Origin of the sequence: Luteimonas galliterrae (genome assembly GCF_023374055.1) — a bacterium.
Lineage (GTDB): Bacteria > Pseudomonadota > Gammaproteobacteria > Xanthomonadales > Xanthomonadaceae > Luteimonas_C > Luteimonas_C galliterrae.
The window spans coordinates 50,548-74,816 of record NZ_JAMBEP010000004.1 but is presented as its reverse complement, the minus strand read 5'-3'; the positions used below and the strand labels follow the sequence as shown (position 1 = coordinate 74,816).

General features: G+C 65.9%; 9 protein-coding genes and 1 pseudogene. 5 read left to right on the top strand and 5 right to left on the bottom strand.

The features are described from left to right. Positions 1-4: 4 nt before the first annotated feature. The 4 genes and pseudogenes from M2650_RS14575 (at position 5) to M2650_RS14560 (ending at position 5,510) form a co-directional block, all read left to right on the top strand. On the top strand, positions 5-2,884 hold the full coding sequence (locus tag M2650_RS14575; RefSeq protein ID WP_249475787.1) for a M16 family metallopeptidase: 2,880 nt from the start codon (positions 5-7) through the stop codon (positions 2,882-2,884). 183 nt (positions 2,885-3,067) lie between these two features. Continuing rightward, positions 3,068-3,373, top strand: a pseudogene (locus M2650_RS14570) (DUF4156 domain-containing protein); the annotation flags it as partial. Positions 3,374-3,517: 144 nt separating this feature from the next. Next, the gene (locus tag M2650_RS14565) at positions 3,518-4,534 is read left to right on the top strand and encodes a 3-oxoacyl-ACP synthase III (RefSeq protein ID WP_249475785.1); all 1,017 of its coding nucleotides are present in this window, start codon (positions 3,518-3,520) and stop codon (positions 4,532-4,534) included. 73 nt (positions 4,535-4,607) lie between these two features. Further along, positions 4,608-5,510 carry an alpha/beta fold hydrolase gene (locus M2650_RS14560; protein ID WP_249475783.1) on the top strand — a complete coding sequence of 301 codons (903 nt, stop codon included), beginning with the start codon at positions 4,608-4,610 and terminating at the stop codon, positions 5,508-5,510. A 781-nt stretch (positions 5,511-6,291) separates the two neighbouring features. On the opposite strand, the gene ntrC is transcribed toward M2650_RS14560, so the two are convergent. From ntrC to M2650_RS14545, 3 genes are all read right to left on the bottom strand, one after another. After that, positions 6,292-7,710 (bottom strand): nitrogen regulation protein NR(I), encoded by a 1,419-nt coding sequence (gene ntrC, locus M2650_RS14555; protein WP_249475781.1) that lies wholly within the window; start codon positions 7,708-7,710, stop codon positions 6,292-6,294. Next, positions 7,703-8,791, bottom strand: coding sequence for a two-component system sensor histidine kinase NtrB (locus tag M2650_RS14550; protein WP_249475779.1), 1,089 nt, complete (start codon positions 8,789-8,791; stop codon positions 7,703-7,705). The genes ntrC and M2650_RS14550 overlap by 8 nt, the downstream gene beginning before the upstream one ends. Before the next feature lie 603 nt (positions 8,792-9,394). Continuing rightward, positions 9,395-10,042, bottom strand: a complete 648-nt coding sequence (locus M2650_RS14545) for a response regulator (protein WP_249475777.1) — start codon at positions 10,040-10,042, stop codon at positions 9,395-9,397. 296 nt (positions 10,043-10,338) lie between these two features. Between M2650_RS14545 and M2650_RS14540 the strand changes: the two genes are divergently transcribed. Continuing rightward, a complete protein-coding gene (locus M2650_RS14540) occupies positions 10,339-11,538 on the top strand; it encodes an EAL domain-containing response regulator (protein WP_345779867.1) in 1,200 nt (399 codons plus the stop codon). A gap of 124 nt (positions 11,539-11,662) precedes the next feature. On the opposite strand, the gene M2650_RS14535 is transcribed toward M2650_RS14540, so the two are convergent. Both M2650_RS14535 and M2650_RS14530 read right to left on the bottom strand, forming a co-directional pair. Beyond that, positions 11,663-23,233, bottom strand: coding sequence for an autotransporter-associated beta strand repeat-containing protein (locus tag M2650_RS14535; RefSeq protein ID WP_249475773.1), 11,571 nt, complete (start codon positions 23,231-23,233; stop codon positions 11,663-11,665). A 358-nt stretch (positions 23,234-23,591) separates the two neighbouring features. Then, positions 23,592-23,954 carry a hypothetical protein gene (locus tag M2650_RS14530; RefSeq protein WP_249475771.1) on the bottom strand — a complete coding sequence of 121 codons (363 nt, stop codon included), beginning with the start codon at positions 23,952-23,954 and terminating at the stop codon, positions 23,592-23,594. Between the last annotated feature and the right edge of the window lie 315 nt (positions 23,955-24,269).

Genomic DNA, 24,269 nt, shown 5'->3' with positions numbered 1-24,269 from the left:
CCGCATGTCCCAGATCCATCGGCCGCGCGCCGTGTTGTACGCCACCGTCCTCGCCGCATTGATCGGCGGCTGCTCGCAGACGTCGGCGCCGGACCAGGCGCAGGGTTCGTCCGCGACGCCTGCGGCGGCCAAGGCCGCGGCCGAAGTCGACATCGCGTACGAAGAGTTCACCCTGCCCAACGGCCTGCGCGTGATCGTGCACACCGACCGCAAGGCGCCGATCGTGGCGGTGAACCTGTGGTACCACGTCGGCAGCAAGGACGAACCGGCCGGCCGCACCGGCTTCGCGCACTTGTTCGAGCACCTGATGTTCAACGGCTCGGAAAACCACAAGGGCGAATTCTTCGAACCCTTCGAACTGGTCGGCGCGACCAGCATGAACGGCACCACCTGGCTGGACCGCACGAATTATTTCGAGAACGTGCCGACCAGCGCGCTCGACATGGCGCTGTGGATGGAATCGGACCGCATGGGCCACCTGCTCGGCGCGATCGATCAGAAGACGCTCGATGAGCAGCGCGGCGTCGTCCAGAACGAGAAGCGCCAGGGCGAGAACCAGCCGTACGGCCAGGCCGACGACGAGATCTACAAGGCGCTGTATCCCAAGAGCCATCCCTACCACCACAGCACCATCGGCTCGATGGCCGACTTGAACGCGGCCTCGCTCGACGACGTGAAGCAGTGGTTCCGCACCTGGTACGGCCCGAACAACGCGGTGCTGGTGCTGGCCGGCGACATCGACGTGGCCACCGCCAAGGCCAAGGTCGCCAAGTATTTCGGCGACATCCCGGCCACCCCGACCATGAAGCGCCAGCCGGTGACCGAAGGCGCGCACGCCGAAGCCACGCGCGCGACGATGACCGACAAGGTGCCGCAGGCGCGCATCTACCGCGCCTGGAGCATCGCCAAGTACGGCGATCCGGACATGGAACGCCTGCAGTTGTTCGCGCAGGTGCTGGGCGGCAGCAAGAGCTCGCGCCTCAACAAGCGGCTGGTGTTCGACGACAAGCTGGTCGACGAGGTCAGCGCCTATGTCTACCCGTTCGAGCTGAGTTCGACGCTCTATATCCAGGCCGACGTCAAGGAAGGCGTGGATCCGGCGAAAGTGGAAGCGGTGATCGACGAAGAGCTGAAGAAGCTGCTCGCCGAAGGCCCCACCGACACCGAGCTCAAGCAGGCGCAGACGGTCTTCAAGGCCAGCTTCGTGCGCGGCGTCGAACGCATCGGCGGCTTCGGCGGCAAGGCCGACGCGCTGGCCGAATGCGCGGTCTACACCGGCAATCCGGGTTGCTTCCGCGACAGCCTGAAGGCCATCGCCGACGCCAAGGCCGCCGACCTGAAGGGCAGCGGCGAGAAATACCTGAGTCGCGGCGGCCACACGTTGGTGGTGCTGCCCGGCGCGCGCCAGGAAATCCCGGAAGACGTGGCGGCGACGCCCGAACCGATGACGCTGCCGCCGGTCGATCCGAAGTTCACCGTGACCGCCAGCGACGTCGACCGCAGCAAGGGAGTGCCGACCACGGCCACGTTCCCCGAGCTGAAATTCCCCGAACAGCAGCGCGCCACGCTGAAGAACGGCACCCGGCTGATCCTGGCCGAGCGCCACGACGTGCCGGTGGTGCAGATGACCTACCTGTTCAACGGCGGCTACAGCGCCGACCTGGGCCGCAAGCTGGGCACCTCCAGCTTCTCGATGTCGATGCTCGACGAAGGCGCCGGCGATCTGGACGCGCTGGCGTTCGGCGACCGCCGCGAATCGCTTGGCGCCAACGTCAGCGCCGGCGCCTCGCTCGACGGCGGCACCGCGTCGTTGTCCGCGCTGAAGGAGAACCTGGAGCCGTCGTTGCAACTGTTCGCCGACATGCTGCGCAAGCCGCGCTTCGACCAGAAGGAAATCGACCGCGTCCGCGCCACCTGGATCGCCGGCATCAAGCAGGAGAAGGCGCAGCCGCAAGGCGCCGCGCTGCGCGTGCTGCCGCCGCTGCTGTACGGCGACGGCCACCCTTACGGCATTCCGTTCAGCGGCAGCGGCAGCGAGGCTTCGATCGCTTCGTTGAACCGCGACGACATGGTCGCCTTCCATCGCGATTGGGTGCGGCCGGAGGGCGCCACCCTGATCGTGGTCGGCGATACCACGCTGGCCGAGATCGTGCCGTTGCTGGACAAGCACCTGGGCGACTGGAAGAGCGAAGGCGCCGCCTCCGCCGCCAAAGCCGTGGCCGCGGTCGAGCGGCCGGCCAAGCCGCGCGTCTATCTGATCGACCAGCCCGGCGCGGTGCAGGCGAATATCTTCGCCGGCGAAGTGGTGCCGTCCAGCGCCGATGCCGGCGCAGTCCGCTTCGATATCGCCAATTCGGTGCTCGGCGGCGAGTTCTCTTCGCGCCTGAACATGAACCTGCGCGAAGACAAGCATTGGGCTTACGGCGCTTATAGCTTCGCCCCGAACGCGCAGGGCCAGCGGCCGTGGCTGGCGTTCGCGCCGGTGCAGATCGACCGCACCGCGGACTCGCTGAAGGAAATGCAGCGCGAGATCAGCGAATACGCCAGCGGCACCGTGCCGCCCAAGCCCGAGGAAGTGGCCAAGATCCAGGCCACCGAGATCCGCGGCCTGCCCGGTTCCTACGAAACCGCCGCGGCCGTGCTGGGCACCATCGCCAGCAACGTGCGCTACGGACGTCCGGACGATTACGTATTCAAGCGTAAGGCCGAGATCGAAGCGCTGACGCCGGAGCAGGTGAAGGCCGCGGCGGCGACCATCGATCCGGCCAAATTGACTTGGGTGGTGGTCGGCGACCTGTCCAAGATCGAGAAGCCGGTGCGCGCGCTGAACCTGGGCGAGATTTCGATCGTCGACGCGGACGGCAAGCCGGCCGGCAAGAAGTAAGCCGTAGGGTGGGCTCCGGCCCACCATCGCGGTGTCGCAAAGCATCGCGCCGATGGCTACTCATCGGCGCGATGCTTTTTAGCCGTCATTCCCGCGAAGGCGGGAATGACGGCTTCAAGGACTGCATTGGAAGCATTCACTCGGTCCGCGCCACAATCATCGCGTCCTGACCCGGAGCACGCTATGCGCATCCTCATCATCGCAGCACTTGCCCTGACCGCCGCCGGCTGCACCTGGGTCCACATGGCGCCCGGCGCGCAGGCGGTGCGGGTTGTCGAAGGCCCGCCGGCCGGTTGCGACAAGCGCGGCGAGGTGGTCGTGTCGGTCCGCGACAGCGTGGCCTTCTACCAGCGCAACGATCTGAAGGTCCGCGACGAGCTGGAGACCCTGGCCCGCAACGAAGCCCCGGGTTTGGGCGCCGATACGGTCAGCCCGCTGGCCCCGCCCAGCAACGGCGAACAACGTTATGCGGCCTGGCGCTGCGGACCGAACGCTGCCGCGCCGTCCGCTCGTCCGGCCATGGCGCAAGGCCAGGCCCAGACCTATCCCGCCGGCGGCTGAAGCCTTCATGCGCTCGCGGGCGCTATCCGGTAGCATGGCCGGTCATTTTCGGCTGACCCGCAGGCCACGCCCATGCTGTTCCAACATGTCGCCATCGCCGGCCTCGCCCATGTCGATGCCCCGCGCCGGCTGTCCAGCGATGAAATCAACGCCCGCCTGAAGCCCACCCTCGACCGCCTCAACATCAAGGTCGACGTGCTGCAGGACATCGCCGGCATCCATGCCCGCCGCCTGTGGGACGGCGAAGTCCAGGCTTCCGACGCCGCCACCCTGGCCGGCGTCAAGGCGCTGGCCGATGCCGGCATCGAACCCAGCCGCGTCGGCCTGCTGGTCAACACGTCGGTCAGCCGCGACTTCCTGGAGCCGAGCACGGCCTCGATCGTCAGCGGCAACCTGGGCCTGGGCGACGAGTGCCAGAACTTCGACGTGGCCAACGCCTGTCTCGCGTTCCTCAACGGCATGGACATCGCCAGCCGCATGATCGAGCGCGGCGAGATCGAATACGCGCTGGTCGTGGATGGCGAAACCGCGAACCTGGCCTACGACAAGACCATGGAACGGCTGATGCACCCGGACGTCACCGAGGAGCAGTTCCGCAACGAACTGGCCACCCTGACCCTGGGCTGCGGCGCCGCCGCGATGGTGCTCGCCCGCGCCGAACTGGCGCCCGGCGCGCCGCGTTACCGCGGCGGCGTGACCCGCGCGGCGACGCAATGGAATGGCCTGTGCCGCGGCAACCTCGACCAGATGGTCACCGACACGCGCATGCTGCTGATCGAAGGCCTGAAGCTGGCGCAGAAAACCTTCATCGCCGCCAAGATCGCCTTGGGCTGGGTGGTGGAGGAGATGGACGAGTTCGTCATCCACCAGGTCAGCAAGGCGCATACGGCGGCCTTCATCAAGGCCTTCGGCATCGATCCGAAGAAGGTCATGACCATCTTCGGCGAGCACGGCAACATCGGCCCGGCCTCGGTGCCGATCGTGTTGAGCAAGCTGCGCGAGATGGGCCGCCTGAAGAAGGGCGACCGCGTCGCGCTGCTGGGCATCGGCTCGGGCCTGAACTGCTCGATGGCCGAAGTGGTCTGGTAACGCGGGTATCGCAATCGCATCAGGGGCCGGTTATTCCGGCCCTTTTTGTTTGAGTCATTCGAAGTACGACACCATGATCTATCCCGACTACTCCTTCACCCCGCGGCGCTTCGAAGTGCGGCCCGGCATCGCGATGAGCTATCTCGACGAAGGCCCGCGCGACGGCGAGGTGGTCGTGATGCTGCACGGCAATCCGTCGTGGAGCTATTACTGGCGGCATCTGACGATCGGCTTGCGCGACCGCTACCGCTGCATCGTGCCCGATCATGTCGGCATGGGCCTGTCGGACAAGCCTGGCGACGATCCCGCTTCGAATCCGAGCTATCGTTACACGCTGCAATCGCGCGTCGACGATCTCGCCGCTCTGCTCGCCCACTTGAAGATCGATGGTCCGGTGACGCTTGCCGTGCACGACTGGGGCGGCATGATCGGCTTCGGCTGGGCCTTGTCGCATGCCGGGCAGGTCGAGCGGCTGGTGATCACCAATACCGCGGCGTTTCCCTTGCCGGCCGCGAAAAAGATGCCGTGGCAGTTGTCGTTCGGCCGCGATTCCGCGCTGGGCGCGCTGGCGATCCGCGGCTTCAATGCGTTTTCGGGCATCGCGTCCCATGTCGGCGTCGAAAGGCGCATGCCGGCGGACGTGCGCCGCGCTTATGTCGCGCCTTACGACTCGTGGGCGAACCGGATCGCGACGCTGCGCTTCGTGCAGGACATCCCGCTGACCGAGCGCGATGCGGCATGGCCATTGGTGGCCGAGGCCGGCAAGCGTCTGCATGAATTCGCCGATCGTCCGGCGTTTATCGGCTGGGGCCTGCGCGATTTCGTGTTCGACCGGCATTGCCTGCAAGGCTTCACCGCTGCCTTGCCGCACGCCGAGGTGACGCTTTTCGACGATGCCGGGCACTACGTGCTCGAAGACAAGCATCGCGAATTGGTGCCGGCGATCCGCGCTTTCCTCGACCGCACCGCCCTGTAGAGCGGGGCTTGCCCCGCAGCCTTCGCCCCTGTTCTTTTTTTGCTCTGCCTTTGTAAAGCGGAGCTTGCTCCGCTGCTATTGCTCTTAAGCCCTTCGCTCTCATGCCGTCATCCCAGCGAACGCTGGGACCCATCTTGCTTGTGCCCTTGCCCCTAAGCCGTCATCCCGGCGAAGGCCGGACTGCGCAGGCAGGATGCCGGAGCGAACATCCGCGCAGCGGATGGCCCGAAGGGCATGCCGCAGGCGCGGCATGTCATCCAGGCCCGCGTCCTCGCCGTTGCGCTGCGGCTCGCGCCATGGACAAAGGCTTCCGGGCTGCGCCCGGGTCACTTTCTTTGTTGGCCCAAAGAAAGTAACCCAAGAAAGGGCCTGAACTGCGGTGCGATGCGTCGCGACTGAAAGACCGCCAGCAGACCTGCTTTCGTCGTGGGTGACCTTCTTACGCAGGTACTAGATTTTGATTCCCCGCGATTGTGGTGACGTGGCTTTTGCGGAGTTGCGCTAAGGAGGCGTTCGGATCGATCGCCTCGGATCTGAATGTCGAAGCGACGGAGGAATCCCGAGCGCTGGCGAGCGGTGGCCAAGAACACGGGGCAACCCCATCGCCGGGATACCTTCCAAAGGCCCTTTTTCTTTGGTTGCTGTTCTTTTTGGGCCCCACAAAAAGAAAGTAACTCGGCCGCGGTTTTAGCGGACGAAACCCCGGCCTCAAAGGCCGGCAGATCGCCACAAACCCACAAGCAGAGGCAGCGGGGCAAGCCCCGCCCTACAAAAGCAGCCTTCAGCGCCGTTTGCGGCCAGGGCCGAGTTTGCGGGTCAGCGTATTGCGGCCCAGGCCCAGCCGCGTGGCCGCTTCGCTGCGCCGGCCGCCGGTGTGCGCGAGCGCGGCCTCGAGCAGGGCGCGGTCGAATCGTTCGCGCGCTTCGGCGTGGATGCCTTCGTTGCCCTGCTGTAATTGCGCTCGCGCCCAGGCGGCGAGCGCGGATTCCCATGCCGCAGCGCCGTCGATCGCGGCCGGTGCCTTCGCGGCGATCGCTTCGTCCACGTCGGCGCGCGTGATCGCCTCGCCCGGCGCCAGCGCCGCCAAGCGCCAACACAGGTTTTCCAGTTCGCGCACGTTGCCGGGCCAGTCGTGCGCCTGCAATCGCTCCATCGCGCCTTTGGCGAACCGCTTGGCCGGCGCGCCGAGCTTGCGAGCGGCCGAATGCAGGAAGGCTTCGGCCAGTTCGGGCACGTCCTCGCGGCGCTCGCGCAGCGGCGGCAATTGCAGGCGCACCACGTCCAGGCGGTGCAGTAGGTCGGCGCGAAAGCGGCCGTCGGCGACCAGCATTTCCAAAGGTTGATGGGTGGCCGCGATCACGCGCACGTCGACGCGGATCAGTTCGCGGCCGCCGACGCGGAAGAACTCGCCCTCGGCCAGCACCCGCAGCAGCCGCGTCTGCAGCGGCAGCGGCATGTCGCCGATCTCGTCGAGGAACAGGCTGCCGCCGTCGGCCTGTTCGAAGCGGCCGACATGTCGCTTCTGCGCGCCGGTGAACGCCCCGGCTTCGTGGCCGAACAGTTCGCTCTCCAGCAGTTCGGCCGGGATCGCGGCCGTATTGAGCGCGACGAACGGCTTGCGCGCGCGCGGCGATTCGCGATGCAGGGCGCGCGCGACCAGTTCTTTGCCCGTGCCGGTCTCGCCGGTGATCAGCACCGATACCGGCGCCTGCGCCAGGCGGCCGATGCTGCGGAACAACGCGCGCATCGCCGGCGTGCTGCCGATCAGCGCTTCGGCCCGCGCCGTCTCGGCCGTTATCGTCATGGCGGCCGGAGCGGCGGGCGCGGCGCCTTTGGGCAACACGCGTTCGGCCAGCGCGACCGCATCGTCCAGATCGAAAGGCTTGGACAGGAATTCGTGCGCGCCGCCGCGGAAGGCGCCCGCGGTGCTGGCGATATCGGTATACGCCGACATCACGATCACCGGCAGCCGCGGATGCGCGGCCTTCAGCTTCTCGAGCAACGCCAGGCCGCCTTCGCCGGGCATGCGCACGTCGGTGAACAGCAGGTCCGGCGCCGGGCGCGCGTGCAAGGCGTCGAGCGCCGCCTGCGCCGAATCGAAGCCATCGACTTCGTAGCCGGCCTCGCGCAGCGCCGTCGCCAGTACGAAGCGCACGGCGCGGTCGTCGTCGACCACCCAGACGCGCGTGGTCTCAGCCATCGGCGCGTGCCTCGTCGGCCGGCATCGGCAATAGCAGCGTGAATACGGTGTGCCCCGGCCGCGAACGATAGGTCAGCGAACCGCGGTGCTCGCGCGCGATTTGCTGTGCGAGCGCGAGGCCAAGTCCGCTCCCATCGGCGCGGCCGCTGACCAGCGGCAGGAACAGTCGCTCGGTCAGGTCTTCGGGCACGCCGCGGCCGTCGTCGATGATTTCCATCCGCAACGCCAGCGCCTGCAACGCATCGCCGATGCGCACGCCGTGCTCGGCGCGGGTGCGCAGCGTGATGTTGGCGGCGCCGGCTTCGATCGCGTTGCGCACCAGGTTCCACGTCGCTTGGGTGAGGCGGTCGGCATCGCCGGACAGCTCCGGCAGGCTGGGGTCGTAATCGCGCACCAGACGCACCGCCCAACCGGCATCGGTTTCGGCCAGGCGCAGCACGCGCTCGAGCGTGGCGTGGATGTTGAGCGGCGCATGCGGAGCGGCCGGCATCGGCGACAGCAGGCGGTCGAGCAACTGCGTCAGGCGCTCGACTTCCGATTCGATCAGCCCGGTCAGCTCACGCGAATTGTCGTCGAAATGGCCGGCCGCATCCTGGCTGCGCCGCGCCAGCAGTTGCGCCGCGCCCTTCAAGCCCGCCAGCGGATTGCGCAATTCGTGGGCGAGCCCCTTCAGCGCCGCCGACAGCGCTCCCGGCAGCGCGATCGCCGGATCGTCGCCCGGAAATTCGTCCACCGGATGCGCTTCCAGCAGCCAGCCGCCGTCCTCGCCGCGCGTCAGCCAGGCGTCGGCGAAGCGCGGCTCGCCGCCCAGATAGGCCAGTTCGATGCGGCGCAGGCGCAACGGCTCGGCATCGGCCGACGTTGCCGCGGACAAGGCGCGGCGCAGCGCATCGCCGTCCAGTTCCAGCGCGGCCAGCGGCTGATCGACCAGGCGCCGCACGCTGATGCCGAGCCAACGCGCGAATGCCGCGTTGCTGCCGCCGATGCGGCCGGACGCATCGGCCCAGACCAGCGGGGTAGTCAGGCGATCAAGAGAGGGAGGGACGGACGCGTCGGACGGCATTGCACCAATATAGTGCATATGACATAGGTCGCGCGCGGCTAACCTCTGCTTTGGGCCGACTGGGCAAAACACCGAAGTTTGTAGCGAAAAACAAACTTCGGTGTTTTTGCGAGCAGCGCAAATCTTTTTTATTAATCAGCCGCTTACCGTGGCTAGTGATGGTGGTGCTTAGGAATGTCGCAAATGCCCTGCTGGCGAACGACTGTTGTTTCCGACCCTAAGGGAACGCGGGCACCGGAAGGGGGCGGCGATCACTGGACATCAACGTCCAGTACAGCGTTATCCGGATTAGTCCGTTTGCGATTGTCCTATTCGGCGGCATAGGTATTTCAGGAGGCACTGGCGTCCAGAGCTGAGAGGTCTTATGTCCAGTCGACATGGACATGAAGGTCCATAGGCAGGGGCTGTGTAGTCTTGAGCAGGCGAGATAGAGTCTTCCCATGCTCGCTGGACTCCAATCGGGAGTATATCCAGGCGCTGCAGCCAAACTCCAAGACGGTTCCTCCCGCCATCATCATCGAGGTGCATCTAGAGGGCGGCGGCGAAGCCGAGATTCTGCGTGGCACCAACAACAACGGGACGCTGCTGAAGGTCAGGGCGATGATCCGGGAACGGAATCTCTCACTGGAGCAAATAGTCGAGCCCATGATGCTCTAGGTATTGACCGAGTTCATCCTTCGACCTCAAGCCAAGTTTGCGCAGTGCGTTGTACTTGTGGGTGGTAACAGTCTTGTAACTGCGATCGCTGTCGATGGCGATAGCCTGCAGGTTCTCTCCCCGCGCTAATGCGATCACGACCGCACGCTCACCAGAAGTCAGCTGATGCCATGGATGATTCTTGGCCGCCTCAAGATCAATGACCGGATCCACGTACGCATCTCCAGCAACTACGTTGCTGATTGCCTCGATCGCGACTTGCGGGCCGCTTGACTTAGATACGAAGGCGCGAGCACCCATGTCAAGCAGGGTCTGGGCGAGACATGGGTGCCTCACCCCTGTGTAAATCACTACGCACAGGCGGGGCTGCATGGTCAGAATTGCCTGCAGTAACGGAACACTCTTCAGGCGGCCTGGCATGTGCAGGTCCAGCACCAAATAGTCCCAGGCCTCGGCTTGAAGGCGAAAAATTAGGCTGTCGCTATCCGTAACAGAATCGACCAAGATCCTATCTTGGCCCAGCGCGGATTTCAGCATCTCGGCGAGCGCGACGACGATGATCGGATGGTCGTCAGCGATCAGGAATCTTGCAGGCGTTTGGACTTTACTCACTCGTCACCCGCCTCATCCTTGGTTAACGGCTCGGCTAGCGCGCAGCCTAGGGCTCGACAAGTGGTCCTTTCCTATGCCGCCAGTCGTGAATCGCGTAGGCCGTGTCGATGCTGGATCTGGACCCGATCGCAGATTTTGATGGACATCGTCGATATCCCCCGGAATCGACCGGGCCAAAAGCCCGAAGTCTGTCCATATGCAATCCGTGATGAGTATCACGCTCCCCATCTCTTTACATTCGTATCTGCTAGCCTTCTAGAACAACCCGCTGTGATTGTCTAGGGGAATCTCAATCTGTGCCTAGCTCGCTATACCCGGTCGGATTGAGAGTTCTGGTCGTCGATGACGACCCGATGATGGTGGGCATCATCTCGACATTACTCGGCGATGTCGGTTTTCGGTCCTTGGAGACCGCGGACAATGGCGCAGCCGCCCTCGATCGACTGGCGGCCCATCCCATCGAACTGCTGATATGCGATCTCAACATGCCCGGCATGGACGGGATTCGCTTGATGAGCCATGTCGCGGCACTGCCGAATAGGCCGGCCATCATCCTGCTCAGTGGCGAGGACTCTCGGGTCCTGGAGGTAAGCCGGCAGTTCGCCGAAGCAAAGGGGCTGACGATTCTCGGGGTGCTGCGCAAACCCGTGAACTTCGAGCCCCTCTCAGAAGCGTTGCAGCGATACCACCCCGTTGGCCAAGCATCGCCTCGGGATTCGCATGAAATAAGGCTCAGCAGCGATAGGGTCCTTGCCGGCTTAGGCGCCGGTTCCCTGCGCCTGGTCTATCAGCCCAAGGTGGATATGCAGGACGGCTCACTCGTCGGCGCCGAAGCCCTGCTGCGGTGGCAAGATGCGGAGCATGGCTATGTTCCGGCTCCCGAGGTGATCCGGGCCGCCGAAAGCGCGAACCTCATCGACGCACTCACGCTGTCCGTCCTTGAACGTACCGTCCATGACCGCGCGGCATTCTTGCGGGCAGGCATCGATATCAACATTGCCTTCAATGTGTCGATGCACAATCTGCACAACCTGGCGATCATCGACCAAATGTCGGAGATCGTCGCTGCCGCACGCGATCAGCCGGAATGCTTCACTCTGGAAGTGACCGAGACGCATCTGATGGAAGATCGGGCACACGTGCTCGAAGCATTGATCCGTTCTCGCCTTCATGGCTTCAAGGTCGCTATAGACGACTACGGCACGGGCGCGGCGACGATGCAGTTCCTCATGCAGCTGCCTAGCACGGAACTGAAGATCGACCGTAGCTTCGTCGCTGCCGCGCCGCGCAGTGAGCAAGGACGCGTCCTGTTCCAGTCGGCCATCGAGTTGGGTATTCGGCTCGGCCAGACCGTCATTGCCGAAGGCGTGGAAACGGAAGTCGAAGCCCGGCTAGCGCGTGAGCTGGGTTGTCATCTTGGTCAAGGCTATTTTTACGGCCGACCGATGGAGCTCGATGAATTGATCGCTTGGACCCCGACGCATCCGGTCGAGTGATCAGGAATCGGCCCATAGGACCTGTAGGGTACCAGCGACGCTAAGGAATGGTTCGCGGTCACCGCGGTCGCTCGGACGGAATCGCTTCCGTCCGAGCTTTAACCGTAGTGAAGCGCGTCACGTCTTACCACCGGATCCTTACGCCCATGTTCGCTTGCCGCTGCTCGGCATCGGTGCCCTCGATGCTCTTGTCGTACGAGAGCACACCGAACAGGCTGACGGACTCGTTGAACTCGGCTTCCACGCCCAAGTCCAGCGTGGCTGTCAGACCCAGCTCGTGATTCGGGAAGGCCGCAGCGTCCGCGCCCAGCCCCGGCGATGCGACGACGAGCGCGTTTTCGCTCTCGCCTATCGTGTCCTGCATCCCCAGCGTCGCCCATGGGCGGATCCGCGCGCCGCCCTCGGTTTCGAAGACCTTCTCCGCACGTACTGCCACACGTGCCTTGCCCAGCAGGCCGTCGTCTATGGCCAGTTGCTTGCCGCTGGCATCGGTCTTGTTCTGCCAGTGCACCGCGCTTGCGCTCAGTTGCGCTTGCGGCTCCAGGGTCCAGCCATTATCCAGGCGGAAACGACGGCCCACCTGCGTGCTGAGGGTCAGGCTGTTGCCGAGAATCTCTTCCTTGAAACCGCCGGCCACGGCGATGGTCGCTTCCGGGATCTGCGCCACCAAGGTCGTGTCGAGATAGCTGCCCTCGCGCCAGTTGACGCTGCCGTACATGCCGAACGTCGGCGTGTCGGTGCGCACATTGGCTTGGCCGATGCCCTGCAGGCCGGTCGAATTGGCACCGGTGGCCCAATAGTTGCCGCGTTGGAATCCGGCGTACAGACCGCCGCGGAACGTCCGGGTTTCGCGATCCTGCAACAGGACGTCCGCCCCCACATACACGCCAACGCTGTCGCCGCTGAATGCGAAGCCCGGATCGGCGCCCATCTCCAGCTCGCTGGCCGTGGCCGCCATCCAGAAGCCATGGCAATCGCCGGCCAGCTTCCAATACGCGCGCGTGTCGTCTTCGTTCTGATCGCATCGCGGCTGATCGCCGCGGATGCCCGACAGGCGCTGCGACAACAGGCGGTTGTTTTCCAGGATGCCGGCTTGCCCGATGCTCGGCAGCAACGCATAGCCGCCGATTTCCGGCAGGACGACATCGGTTTCGGCGTTCAAATACCAGCCGTCCGCCTGCTGCCCGAACGACCAGGGGAACACGCTGCCGCTCAAGCGCACCGTGCCATCTGCGGAGTCCGCCGGCGTGAAGCCGCCAGCGGTGGCCGGATCGTCGTTGGGACTGGAAATCACCAGGATGGAGGCCGATTGCGGCGGCGCTTGCGTGCCATCGCTGTCGAACGCGATGGCGGTAGTGCCCACCACATCGCCCGAGATGTCCAGCCCGCCCGACGTCAATCCGGCCGGCGATACCGTCAACGCCAACGCGCCGCCGCCGGTGTAATTGCCGTTCACGCCGAAGCGGGCGCTGCCTACCGCGATCAGGCCCGAGTTGGCCAGATTGCCGGTCAGGCTCGCACCTGCGCTGGCGATCAATTCCGATGTCGCGTCGATCGACAGCAGGCCGCCGGACAAATTCAGCGGGGCGTTCAAAGCCAGTTCGCTGCCTTCGAGTAGATCCACCCGCTCCCATCCGGTCGCAGGGGTCAGGACGTCGTTGTCCAGGCTCATGCCGTGGAAGCTCAAACGATCGCCACCACCTGCACCGCCGTCCAGGCCGGCGAGTCCGCTTAAGTCGCCGCCCAGGAAATCCACGCTGTCGTCGCCCCCGCCGAAGGCAAGCGCGCCGCGCACGGTGCCCGTCGAAGTGAAGCGGTCGTTGCCTTCGGTACCGGTGAAGCGACCCTGCACATCGAGAGTGGCGCCGGCGGCGACCGTGGTGGTTTGCGCCATGACGCTGCCGCCCGCAGTCACGTTCAGGGCGCCGCCGAGCACGTTGACGGTGGCGAAGTCAGAACTCATCGGACCGTTGATGTTGAGCACGCCGACACCGGTCTTGCTCAGGGTCTCGAAGTCCTGCACCGCACCCAAGTCGGCCTGGGTGGCGATGTCGGCGTTGAACGTGTCGTTGCCCGCCCCGGCCACCACCGTGCCAACGATGTTGGTGTTGTCGTGGATGGTCAGGGTGTCGTCGCCGTCGCCCAGGACGAACGTTCCGCCCGCGGTATCCAGCGTGCCCGCCACGTCCAGCACATCGTTGCCGTCGCCCAGGTCGCCCGTCGCCAGCAGCGTACCGCCCTCGCTCACCGTCACGGTGTTAGCACCGGCGCTGCCGGAGATGCCCGTCGCAGCACCGCCGATCGCCTGCAGCGCGCCGTCGATGTTGAGCACGGTGTCGTCGGCCAGCGCCACGGTCGGTGTTTCCAGCGTGCCGTCCACGGTCAGGACGCCGCCGTTGACCGTGGCGCCGCCGACGAAGCTCTGCGTTCCGGTCAGGATCGCTTCGCCGGTGTTGTCCTTCTGCAGGAATTCGAAGTTGATGGTGTTGCCGGCGTCGAAGCTCAGCGCATCGGCGTTGTTCAGCACCACCGTATCGCCGGTGCCGTGGCCGCCGCCGCTGATGACGTTGTTCAGCGCCGCGCCGTCGTTGAGCGTCAGCACGTCCTCGCCACCGCACAGATCGATGGTGCCGCTGCCCGACACGGTGCCCGACACCGCCATCGTGTCGTTGCCGTCACCGCAGCCGTAGCTGCCCTCGACGTTCAAGGTCGCCCCCGTGGCGACCAGGGTGTTCAGGGCGCTGCCGGCGGTGGCGACCACGCTGCCGCCCGGACCGACGTTCAGCGTGCCGCCGAGCACGCTGACTTCCTGCAAGTCGGTCGCGCCCGGCCCGTTGATGTTGAGCACGCCGGTGCCGGTCTTGGTGACGGCCTCGAAGTTCGCCAGCGCACCCAGATCGGCAACGGTGTTGATGTCGTAGGCACGCGTGTCCAGACCGGCGCCACCGTCGACGGTGCCGAGCACGACGGTACCGTCGTGCACCACGAAATTGTCGTCGCCGTCGCCGAGCAGGAACGCGCCGCCGCCCATGTCGAGCGTGCCCGCCACGTCGAGAAAATCGTCACCTGTCGTGCCCGAGTAACTGCCGCCGACCAGCAACGTGCTGCCTGCGGCGACCGTGGTGGTCTGCGCCGTTACGCTGCCGCCCGCGGCCACATTCAAAGTGCCCGCCAGCACATTGACCGTGTTGAAATCAGAACTCGTCGGGCCGTTGACATTGAGCACGCCGACACCGGTCTTGCTCAGGGTCTCGAAGGCCTGGACCGCGCCCAGGTCTGCGCTGGTCGCGATATCGGCGTTGAAGGTGTCGTTGCCCGCCCCCGCCGTCACCGTGCCGATGATGGCGGTGCCGTCGTGGATGGTCAGGGTGTCGTCGCCATCGCCCAGCGCGAACGTGCCGCCCATCGTGTCGAGCGTGCCGGCCACATCGAGGACATCGTTGCCGTCGCCCAGATCGCCGGTCGCCAGCAGCGTGCCGGTGACCGATATCGTGTTGGTACCGGCGCTGCCGGTGATCGCCGCCGCCGTACCGCCGGCCGCTTGTACGGTGCCATCGACATTGAGCACGGCGTCGTCGGCCAGCGCCACGGTCGGCGTTTCCAGCGTACCGTCCACATCCAGGACGCCGCCGTTGACGGTAGTGCCGCCCACGAAGCTTAGCGTTCCGGTGAGGGCGGCGATACCGGTGTTGTCCTTCTGCAGGATCTCGAAGTCGGTCGTGCTGCTGGCGTCGAAAGCCAGCGCGCCAGCGTTGTTGAGCAGCACGGTGTCGCTGCTGCCCGCGCCGCCGCTGACCGCGGTGGCGAGTGCGGCGCCATCGTTGAGCGTCAGCGTGTCGTCGCCATCGCACAGGTCGATCGTGCCGCTGCCCGACACCGTTCCCGATACCGTCATCGAGTCATTGCCGGCACCGCAGCCGAAGCTGCCGTCGACGTTCAGGGTGGCGCCGCCGGCGACCACGGCGTCCAGGGTGCTGCCGGCGGTTGCGACCACGCTGCCGCCCGCACCGATGTTCAGCGTACCGCCAAGCACTTCGACTTCCTGCAGGTCGGTGGCGCCCGGACCGGCGATGTTGAGCACGCCGGCACCGGTCTTGGTCACGCCCTCGAAGTTCATCAGCGCGCCGAGGTCGGCGCTGGTGTTGATGTCGTAGGTGCGCGTGTCCAGGCCGGCGCCGCCGTCGACCGTGCCCAGCACCACGCTGCCGTCATGGACCACGAAGTTGTCGTCGCCGTCGCCCAGCGCGAACACGCCGCCGCCGGTGTTTAGTGTGCCAATCACATCGAGGGTGTCGTTGCCGGTGCCCAGGTCGCCGGTCGCCAGCAGCGCGCCGGTGGCTCCCACCGTCACCGTGTTGACGCCGGTGCTGCCGGTGATCATCGCCGGAGTCGGACCGGCCGCATGCACAGTGCCGTCGACATTCAGTTCGGTGCCGTCGGCCAAGACAATCGTCGGCGTTTCCAGCGTACCGTCCACATCCAGCGTGCCGCCGGCGATCGTCGTGCCGCCGATGAAGTTCTGGCTCCCGGTCAAGGTCGCGGTGCCGGCGTTGTCTTTCCGCAGCAACTCGAAGCCGGAGGTGTTGCCGGCATCGAAAGCAAACGCACCGGCGTTGTCGATCACCAGCGTGTCGCCTGCGCCCAGACCGCCGCCGATGGCGTTGTCCAGCACCGCGCCGTCCTGCAGCGTCAGGGTGTCGTCGCCGCCGCACAGGTCGATGGTGCCGGTGCCCGACACGGTGCCGGCTACGGTCATCGCGTCGTTGCCGGCGCCGCAACCGTAGCTGCCGTCGACGTTCAGGGCGGCGCCGCTCGCCACGGTGGTATCCAGCGTGCCGCCGGGCGCGGGAACGACGTCGCCGGCGGCAGTCACGTTCAAAATGCCTTCGGACACTTCGACCGCGGTGAAGTCCGAACTCATCGGTCCGTTGATGTTCAACACGCCGGTACCGGTCTTGCTCAGCGTCTCGAAACCCTGCACCGCGCCGAGATCGGCGACGGTGTCGATATGGGTATCGAAGGTGTCGTTGCCGGCGCCGGCCGACACGGTACCGATGATGTTGGTGTTCTCGTGGATGGTCAGGGTGTCGTCGCCATCGCCCAGCGCGAATACGCCGGCGCCGGTATCGAGCGTGCCCGCCACATCCAGCAGGTCGTTGCCCGTGCCCAGATCGCCGTTGGCCAGCAGCGTGCCACCCACGCCCACCGCGATCATATTGTCGCCGGCGCTACCGGCGATCGCGGCCGTGGTGCCGGCGCCGCCGTCGACCGTGCCGTCCACGTTCAGTGTGGTGCCGTCGGCCAGCGCGACGGTCGGCGTTTGCAGCGTGCCGTCCACGTCCAGCGTGCCACCGTCGATTGCCGTGCCGCCGCTGAAGCTCTGGCTGCCGATCATGCTGGCGGTGCCGGTGTTTTGCTTGAGCAGCGTCTCGAAGCCGGCGGTCTGGCCGCCGTCGAAGACCATCGCCAGCGCGTTGTCCAACACCAGTCGGTCGTTGCTGCCGGCGCCGGCGTCCACGCCGCCGCCTTCGATGAACGATCCATCCTGCAGCGTCAGCACGTCATCGCCGGCGCCCAGGCCCAGCGTACCGGCGCCGGTGCTGAGAGTCCCCGCCAGGATCACGCTATCGCTGCCGTCGCCCAGGTCGCCATTCGCACGCAATGTGCCGGTGATGCCGACCGTGATGGCGTTGGTGCCGGCGCTGCCGGTGATGGTCGCCGGCGTGCTGCCGGCGCCCTCTAGGGTGCCGTCCACGTTCAGCGCAGTGCCGTCGGCCATGACCAAGGCCGGCGTCTCCAAGGTGCCGTCCACGTCCAAGGTGCCGCCGTTGAGGTTCGTGCCCGTGGCGAAGTCGTGGTCGCCCGTCAGGACCAGCTCACCGGAGTTCTGCTTGGTCAGGATGTCGAAGGTGTCGATATCGCTGCCGTCCAGCATGTAGCCCAGCGCGGTGTCGACCACCAGGGTGTCGGTGCCGGTGCCGCCGGAGGTACCCACGCCGTCGCCCAGGATCTGCGCACCGTCGTTGAGCACCAGCGTGTCGTCGCCATCGCCCAATTGCAGGGCTCCGGCGCCGGTATTCAGGGTGCCGGTGAGGTCCACGGTGTCGTTGCCGCCGCCCAGGTCGCCGCTGGCCAGCAGCGTGCCGCCGGCGCCCACGGTGATGGTCTGTTCGCCGGCATCGCCGGTGAGCGCAGTCTGAGTGTTACCCGGCGCTTGCACCGTGCCATTCACGGTCAGCGCAGAGGTGCCGGTCATGCCGACCGTCGATGTCGCCAGACCGCCGTCCACCTGCAGCGTACCGGTGCCGATGGTGGTCGCGCCGACGCTGTTGCCGGCCGAAGCCAGCACGCTGGTGCCGCTTCCGATCTGCGCCAGGGTGCCTGGGCCGCTCAGGGTGCCGCCGAAGGTGAAGGTGTCGCTGCGGTTGAGCGACAGCGTCGAGGTCGCGGAGTCGATGATGACGTTGCCGGCACCGGCGTTGCCGGTGGTGCCGCCGTTGCCGATCATCAAATTGCCGTTGTTGATGACCGTGTTGCCGGTGAAGGTGTTGTTGCCGGTCAGGATCCAAGTGCCGCTGTCGTTCTTGGCCAGGGTCGTCCTACCGGTGCCGTTGTCGCCGATGGCGCCGCCCAGGGTGTTGTCGCCGGTGTTGGTGCCGCCCAGCGCGATGGTGCGCGCGGTGTTGGTGCCGGTGAGGCTGACCGCGCCCGTGTTGGTGAACTGCAGCGCGCCGGTGCCGGAGGACTCGATGAAAGTGACGCCGGTATCCAGGGTGAACTGGCGGTCGGTGGTGTCGCCGGCGCCGGTGTAGCGCAACGTGGATCCATTGCCGATCACCAGGTTCGCGGCCGCATTCGACGAGGCGCCGATGCTGCTGGCCAGGCCGCCGTTCGCCATCTGATCGACGCTGAGCACGCCGCCGTTGATCCGGGTGACACCGGTGTAAGTGCTGTCGTTGTTGGTCAGGCGCCAGGTGCCGGTGCCGGTCTTGGTCAGCGAGGTGGCGCCGGTGCCGTTGTCGTCCAGTTGCGCGGAGAAGACGTTGTCGCCCGTGTTGGTGCCGGTCAGCGTCAAGGTGCGCGCGGTGTTGGCGCCGGCCAGGGTCACCGGACCGTTGTAGGTGAAGTCGATGGTGCCGGTGCCGGAAGATTCGATGGTGCCGCCGCTCGTGCCCAGCGTGAACTGGCGATTGGTGCTGTCGCCGTCGCCGACATAGCGCAGCGCGCCGTTGACCACGAGGTTGGCGGGCGCGGAACCGGAGGCGCCGATGGAGCTGCTGACGCCGCCGTCGGTCAGGCAACTGACGGTGAGGCTGCCGCCGTTGATGACCGTGGGACCGGTATAGCTGCTGTTGCAGCCGGTGAGCGCCTGGTCGCCAATGCCATTTTTGATCAGGCTGCCGGTACCGCTGATGGCCCCCGCGTAGGTGCTGCCGCCGTTGCTGAGCGTCAGCACGGCATCGCCAAGGCTGATGTTGCCGCCGTTGGCGCCGCCGCCGTTGAGGGAGGTCACCACCGTGTCGAACCCATCCAGGTCCAACAGCACGCCCGCGGCGTTGTTCAGGGTCATATGCCCTTGGGGACCGAAGGCATTGGTTATCGCTGCGCGCAGCACGCCTGCCGAGATCTGCGTATTGCCGGTGGACGTGTTTGTCCCGGACAGGACCAGGGTGCCCGCGCCCCCTTTGTTCAAACCGCCGCCGCCGATGACCTGGCCGGTGAACTCCAGCGTGGTGGCCGCATTGGTCACGCCGATCGTGCTGGTGCCGCCGGCGAGCTGAAAGCCGCGATCGATCGTGATGGTGCCCCCGGTGTAGTTCAAACCACCGCTGTTGAGAACCAGGTTGGTGGAAGCACTGCCGGACGCGCCGATGCCGCTGGCGATCCCGCCGTTGGCCAGGCAGTCCACGCTCACCGTAGCGCCCTGCAGGCTGGTAGGGCCGGTGTAGGTATTGTTGCAGCCATTGAAGGTCTGGGTGCCGCCGCCGGCGCGCGTGATGCCGCCGGTGCCGCTGATGACGCCCGAGTAGTTGCCGCCGTCGCCGTTGATCGTCAGGGTGGCGGCGTCCAAGGTCACGTTGCCGCCGTTCGCGCCACCGCCGCTCAGCGGGCCGATGGCGTTGTTGAATCCATCCAGGTCCAGCAGCACGCCCGCCGTGTTGGCCAAGTTCACGGGCCCGCCGGCCGCGCCGAAAGCCTGGGTCGAGCCGGCGCGCAGAATGCCGCGATTGACCGTGTTGCCGCCGCTGTAAGTGTTGGTGCCGGAAAGCACCAAGGTGCCGTCGCCGTTCTTGGTCAGCCGGCCGCCGCCGACTACCGCGCCGCTGACGGTCAGTGTAGTCGCGCCATTGCTGACGTCGACGGTGCCGTTGCCGGTGCCTAAGGTGAACCCACGGTCGGTGCTCACCGTGCCGCCGGTGTACTGCAGGCCACCGCCAGCGAGCACCAGGTTGGCGGATGCGCTACTGGACTGACCGATGCCGCTGACCACGCCGCCATTGGCCAGTGTGTCGACTGACAGCAGACCGCCGCTAACGGTAGTGATGCCCGTGAAGTCGTTGGCATCGTTGGCCAGGGTGAGGGTGCCGGCGCCGCTCTTGGTGAAGTTGGCGCCGTCGGGGCTGGTGACCAAACCGCCGAAGGTCAGGTTGGCGCCAGCGTTGGTGACTTCGATTCCGCTACCCGTGATGGCGCCTGATTTTTTGAAGGTGAAACCGCGATCGCTGGTATCGCCGGTGCCGGTGTAGCGCAAAGTGGCGCCTTCCAACAGCAGGTTGGCCGAATCGGCGGACGAGGCGCCTATGCCGCTGGCCGCACCGCCGTTGCCGATGTCGGCGACGGACAACGTGCCCTGCACCACCTGGGTGGCGCCGGTGTAGCTGTTGTTGGCATTGGCCAGGGTGACCAGCCCGGTGCCGGCCTTGGTGAAGCCGATGCTGCCGCCGTTGTCGACGATCTGCGAAGCGATGGTGAAATTGCCCGTGCTGTTCTGCTGCACGCCCAATGTGCCGCCGATGGCGCCGGTCAGCATGCCGCCGGTGATGACCTGGTTCGTGTTCGCCACCGAAGGCGCGACGATGATGGTGCCGTCCACGCCTAGAGTCTCGCCGGCCTGCACGGTCACGGTGGTGGACGTCGGCGCGGTGTAGCGCAGGCCGCCCAGCTGCACGCTGCCGTTCACCGCGCCGAAGAAGCCGTCGACATCGGTGATGAACTCGTTGGCCAGCCAGTTGGCCGCGTTGTCCTTGTCGGTGTAATCGGCCTCGGTGAAGGCCAGGATGTTGCCGCCGACCACCTTGGCATAGTCGGTGCCGTTCACCGTGGCCCAACCGCCCAACGCCGTATTGGTCGTGGTGATGTTGCCGCTGCCCGGCAGGTTGAAGTTCATCAGCCCGCCGGTGCGGGTGATGGCGCCGAGGTTGACCGTCAGGCTGCCGCCCGTGCCGGACGTGGCGTTGATCGTGTTGTTGCCGGCGCTGATGAACACGCCGTCGAAGGTTTGGGTGTTGTTCTCGCCGGCTGCGCCGGTCACGTTGATCCGGCCGCCGCTCATGTTCAGCGTGGAAGCGCTGGAAATGATGCCGCTCGCCGGCCCGCCGGCGCCGCTGAAGTCGAGGTTCAGGACGCCGCCGCCGATCGTGGTGTCTCCCGTATAGGTGCTGGCGCCGGTCAAGGTCTGGGTACTGGCGCCCAGCTTGGTCAAGCCGCCGCTGCCGGCAATATTGCCCGCGTATGTGGCGGTGACTCCTGTCGCGCCCTGCATCGTCAGGGTGGCGCTGCCCAGGTCGACTGTGCCGCCACTGCCCGACAGGGTGGTGAGCGTCTTGTCGAAGTCGTTCATGTCGAGCGTGCCGCCGTTGACGACGAATGCGGTGGACGCGCCGAAGGCGCCGGCCGACCCCGCACGCAGTACGCCGCTGTCGACGATCGTGCTGCCGGTATAGGTGTTGGCGCCCGTGAGCGCCCAGGTGCCTGCCCCACCGCTGCGCAGGTTGCCGGCGCCCGAGATCACGCCCGAAAACACATTGTCCGCGCCGGTGAAGCTGCCGCCCAGGGTGGCGTTGCCGCTGATGCCCATGCCGCCGCTCAACGTCAGCATGCCCGTCCCGTCATTGCTGAGCGTACCGCTGAGACCCCAGCTGCGGTTGGTGCTGGCGCCTGCCCCGACATAGCTCAGGGTGCCGCTTACGTTTGTCCCGCCGCCTGTGCCCAGCGAGCTGGCGACGCCGACATTCGCCAGGGTCGCCGCTTCCACCTTGCCCGCGCCGCCGATGCTGCCGCTCGCGAAGGTGTTGGCATCGCCAAGCCTCAGGACGCGCCCGGCATTCGCGTTGAAGGCGACGTCGTTACCGCTGATGACGCCAAGCAGCTCGAGGTCCGCGGTTTGCGCCGTGAACGAAGGCGTATTGGCAAGAGCGGTCCTGTTCACCGAAATGGCGCCTGTCAGCGTCAGGGTCCCGGTGCCGCTGTTGGTAAGGCCCGCGCCGCGATAACCGTTGGCGGTCAGGATCCAATTGCGGTTCGACACATCGCCATCGCCGACATACGAAACGGTGCGCGTGCCGGTGGTTCCGCTCGGATTCGATATGCCGATGGTGCCGTCCGTAACGGTGGTGGGCGCCCCCAGTGAACTGGCTTCCCCCAGATTGCCGATCGAAGTGAACGTGGAGCCGCCGGCGCCGTTGAAGGCTGTCGAACCGGTGTAGTTGTTCGTATCGTCGGTCAGGTTCACCCCGGCGCTGACGGTAAGGCCACCGGTGCCGGTGAAATGGGCGCCGCCGATACCCGCCCCGGCGATGCCGACTCTCCCCACTCCGCTGAGCGTGACCGTGCGTCCAGCCAGGCTGCCGCCCGTCGTGCCGATGTTCAGCGAACCGCCCGAGATAGTGATGTTGTTGCCGGCGTCGCCCAGGGCGGCGGCGCCGCTGGCGAACAGCGAGCCATTGACGTTGATATCGCCGACGAAGCTGTTGGTGCCGAGCAAGTTGAGACCGCCGCTGATGACGGTGGGAGCGCTGCCGAAACTATTGTTGCCGGAGAGGCTCAACGTGCCCCCATTGACGGTCACACCGCCGGCGAAGCTGTTGTTGTTCGACAAGGTCAGTGTGCCGCCGCCGGCCTTGGTCAGCCCGCTGGTGCCATTGATCAGCGAGGAAATGGTGGCGGCGCCCGTCGTGACCGATATGGTCGGATCGACGCCGCTGAAGGTCAGGGTGCCGCCGGTGATCGTGTAACCGTTGGTCTGGAAAGTGATGTTGTGGACGGTGATGGGCCCGCCCAGGGTTACGGCGCCGGCAGTGCCGGCGAAGAAGGCATCGTCCAGGGCCGCATTGTTCCACGGGCTGAAGGGACCGCTCACGCCATCGTTGTTGATGCTCCAGAAAGCATTGCTCGTATTCCAGGTGCCGGCGCCGCCCAGGCCGATGGCGGTGCCGTTGGGATCCCACCACCGGTCCGCCGCCTGCGCAGGCGCGCACAGCGCCAGCAGCGCCAGCACGATGCCGACCCGCAGCGGCCACGCTGTGGCCGGCGGGGAGCCTTCGGTCGTATCGCGGTCGAGCATCAGCAACGACGCCGCGACGCGCTCATCCACTTCCGCCCCGCCGCTGCGCTTGCTCCGCTTCGTGGCGAGTTCGGAAACGACGATCAACGCGCTCTGCGCATGCGACCAGATGATGCGAAAGATACGGTTCATGGCAGCCCCCTAGTTCCTACGGTTGTATGGCGAAGGCGCGGCGATTGCGTCTACGCGGTTCCTGCATGCGAAAACAACGATCTGCGTGCGACGCGAAACGGTTCGCGCGAAGACAAATCTGGATGGATGCATCTCAAGCAATAGTCGGGGTTGGCGCTCGACTGATTGAATACTTCGACAGCGCGCGCTTCGGAGACTCATGCGGCCGAGCAAGGTTGGCTGCAGACGTCCATATCCCCTTCTATTCGCGATTCATGCTAGACAGTCGCCCCCCGTACCGATATTGGGAAAAGTCCTAGGCAGGAGGCTATTAATCCTGGCTAAGGGCAACGGGCATTGCTAAACCGCAGGCTCCGCCCTACCCCTCGTGCTCGGCCTTTCGCCAACTGGCGGAGGCGTCGCCATCGGTAAATTCCTGCGCACGCTCCAGCAGTTCAACAATGTCCGGACGGCGCCGGGCGTAGACGTCGGCAAAGAACTCGCCGGGGACATGCCCCAACAGGGTGGCCGCATGAGCGGCGCCGGGTTCGCATATTTGCAGGCAACCGACATGAAGCCTTTGCGCGATTTCATGCACGACGTCCCACCGATCCGCGGCGGCGGCGCGCTCCAGGCGCTGCAGATCCAGCGTCGCGGAGCGGTAGAACTCCCCAATCACGAGTCTGACCTTATCGGGATCGTTTCCAAGCAGCTTGGCCAACTCGGGGAATTGAATGGTCATCGCATGCCGCCTCCGAGATCGCCCGATTGCTCATTGCATACGCAAGCCATACGAGCAACACCATAGAGAGAGAGGCCGTGCTGCGGAATTGGGAAAAGTCCTAGGAGCCGTGCCTATCGGCTTCTGGCGGAGTCGGCATGAATGCCGCCTAGGAAAATCTGAGATCGCGGATGATCGCAACGGATCAGCACTTCATGATGCTGCGAGCAGCCCGTGAACGACCGTATTGTCGAGAAAAACGGATGAGGCGGAGGCTATCTCAGCGCCCCACCTCATCCTGGCTGTCATCGCGACAGTCGCCGATTGCGTCAGTAA

Coding starts and splice junctions, on each gene's coding strand:
- M2650_RS14550 (WP_249475779.1), bottom strand. CDS start 8,791: ATGCACTATATTGGTGCAATGCCGTCCGACGCGTCCGTCCCTCCCTCT.
- M2650_RS14535 (WP_249475773.1), bottom strand. CDS start 23,233: ATGAACCGTATCTTTCGCATCATCTGGTCGCATGCGCAGAGCGCGTTG.
- M2650_RS14575 (WP_249475787.1), top strand. CDS start 5: ATGTCCCAGATCCATCGGCCGCGCGCCGTGTTGTACGCCACCGTCCTC.
- M2650_RS14565 (WP_249475785.1), top strand. CDS start 3,518: ATGCTGTTCCAACATGTCGCCATCGCCGGCCTCGCCCATGTCGATGCC.
- M2650_RS14560 (WP_249475783.1), top strand. CDS start 4,608: ATGATCTATCCCGACTACTCCTTCACCCCGCGGCGCTTCGAAGTGCGG.
- M2650_RS14530 (WP_249475771.1), bottom strand. CDS start 23,954: ATGACCATTCAATTCCCCGAGTTGGCCAAGCTGCTTGGAAACGATCCC.
- ntrC (WP_249475781.1), bottom strand. CDS start 7,710: ATGGCTGAGACCACGCGCGTCTGGGTGGTCGACGACGACCGCGCCGTG.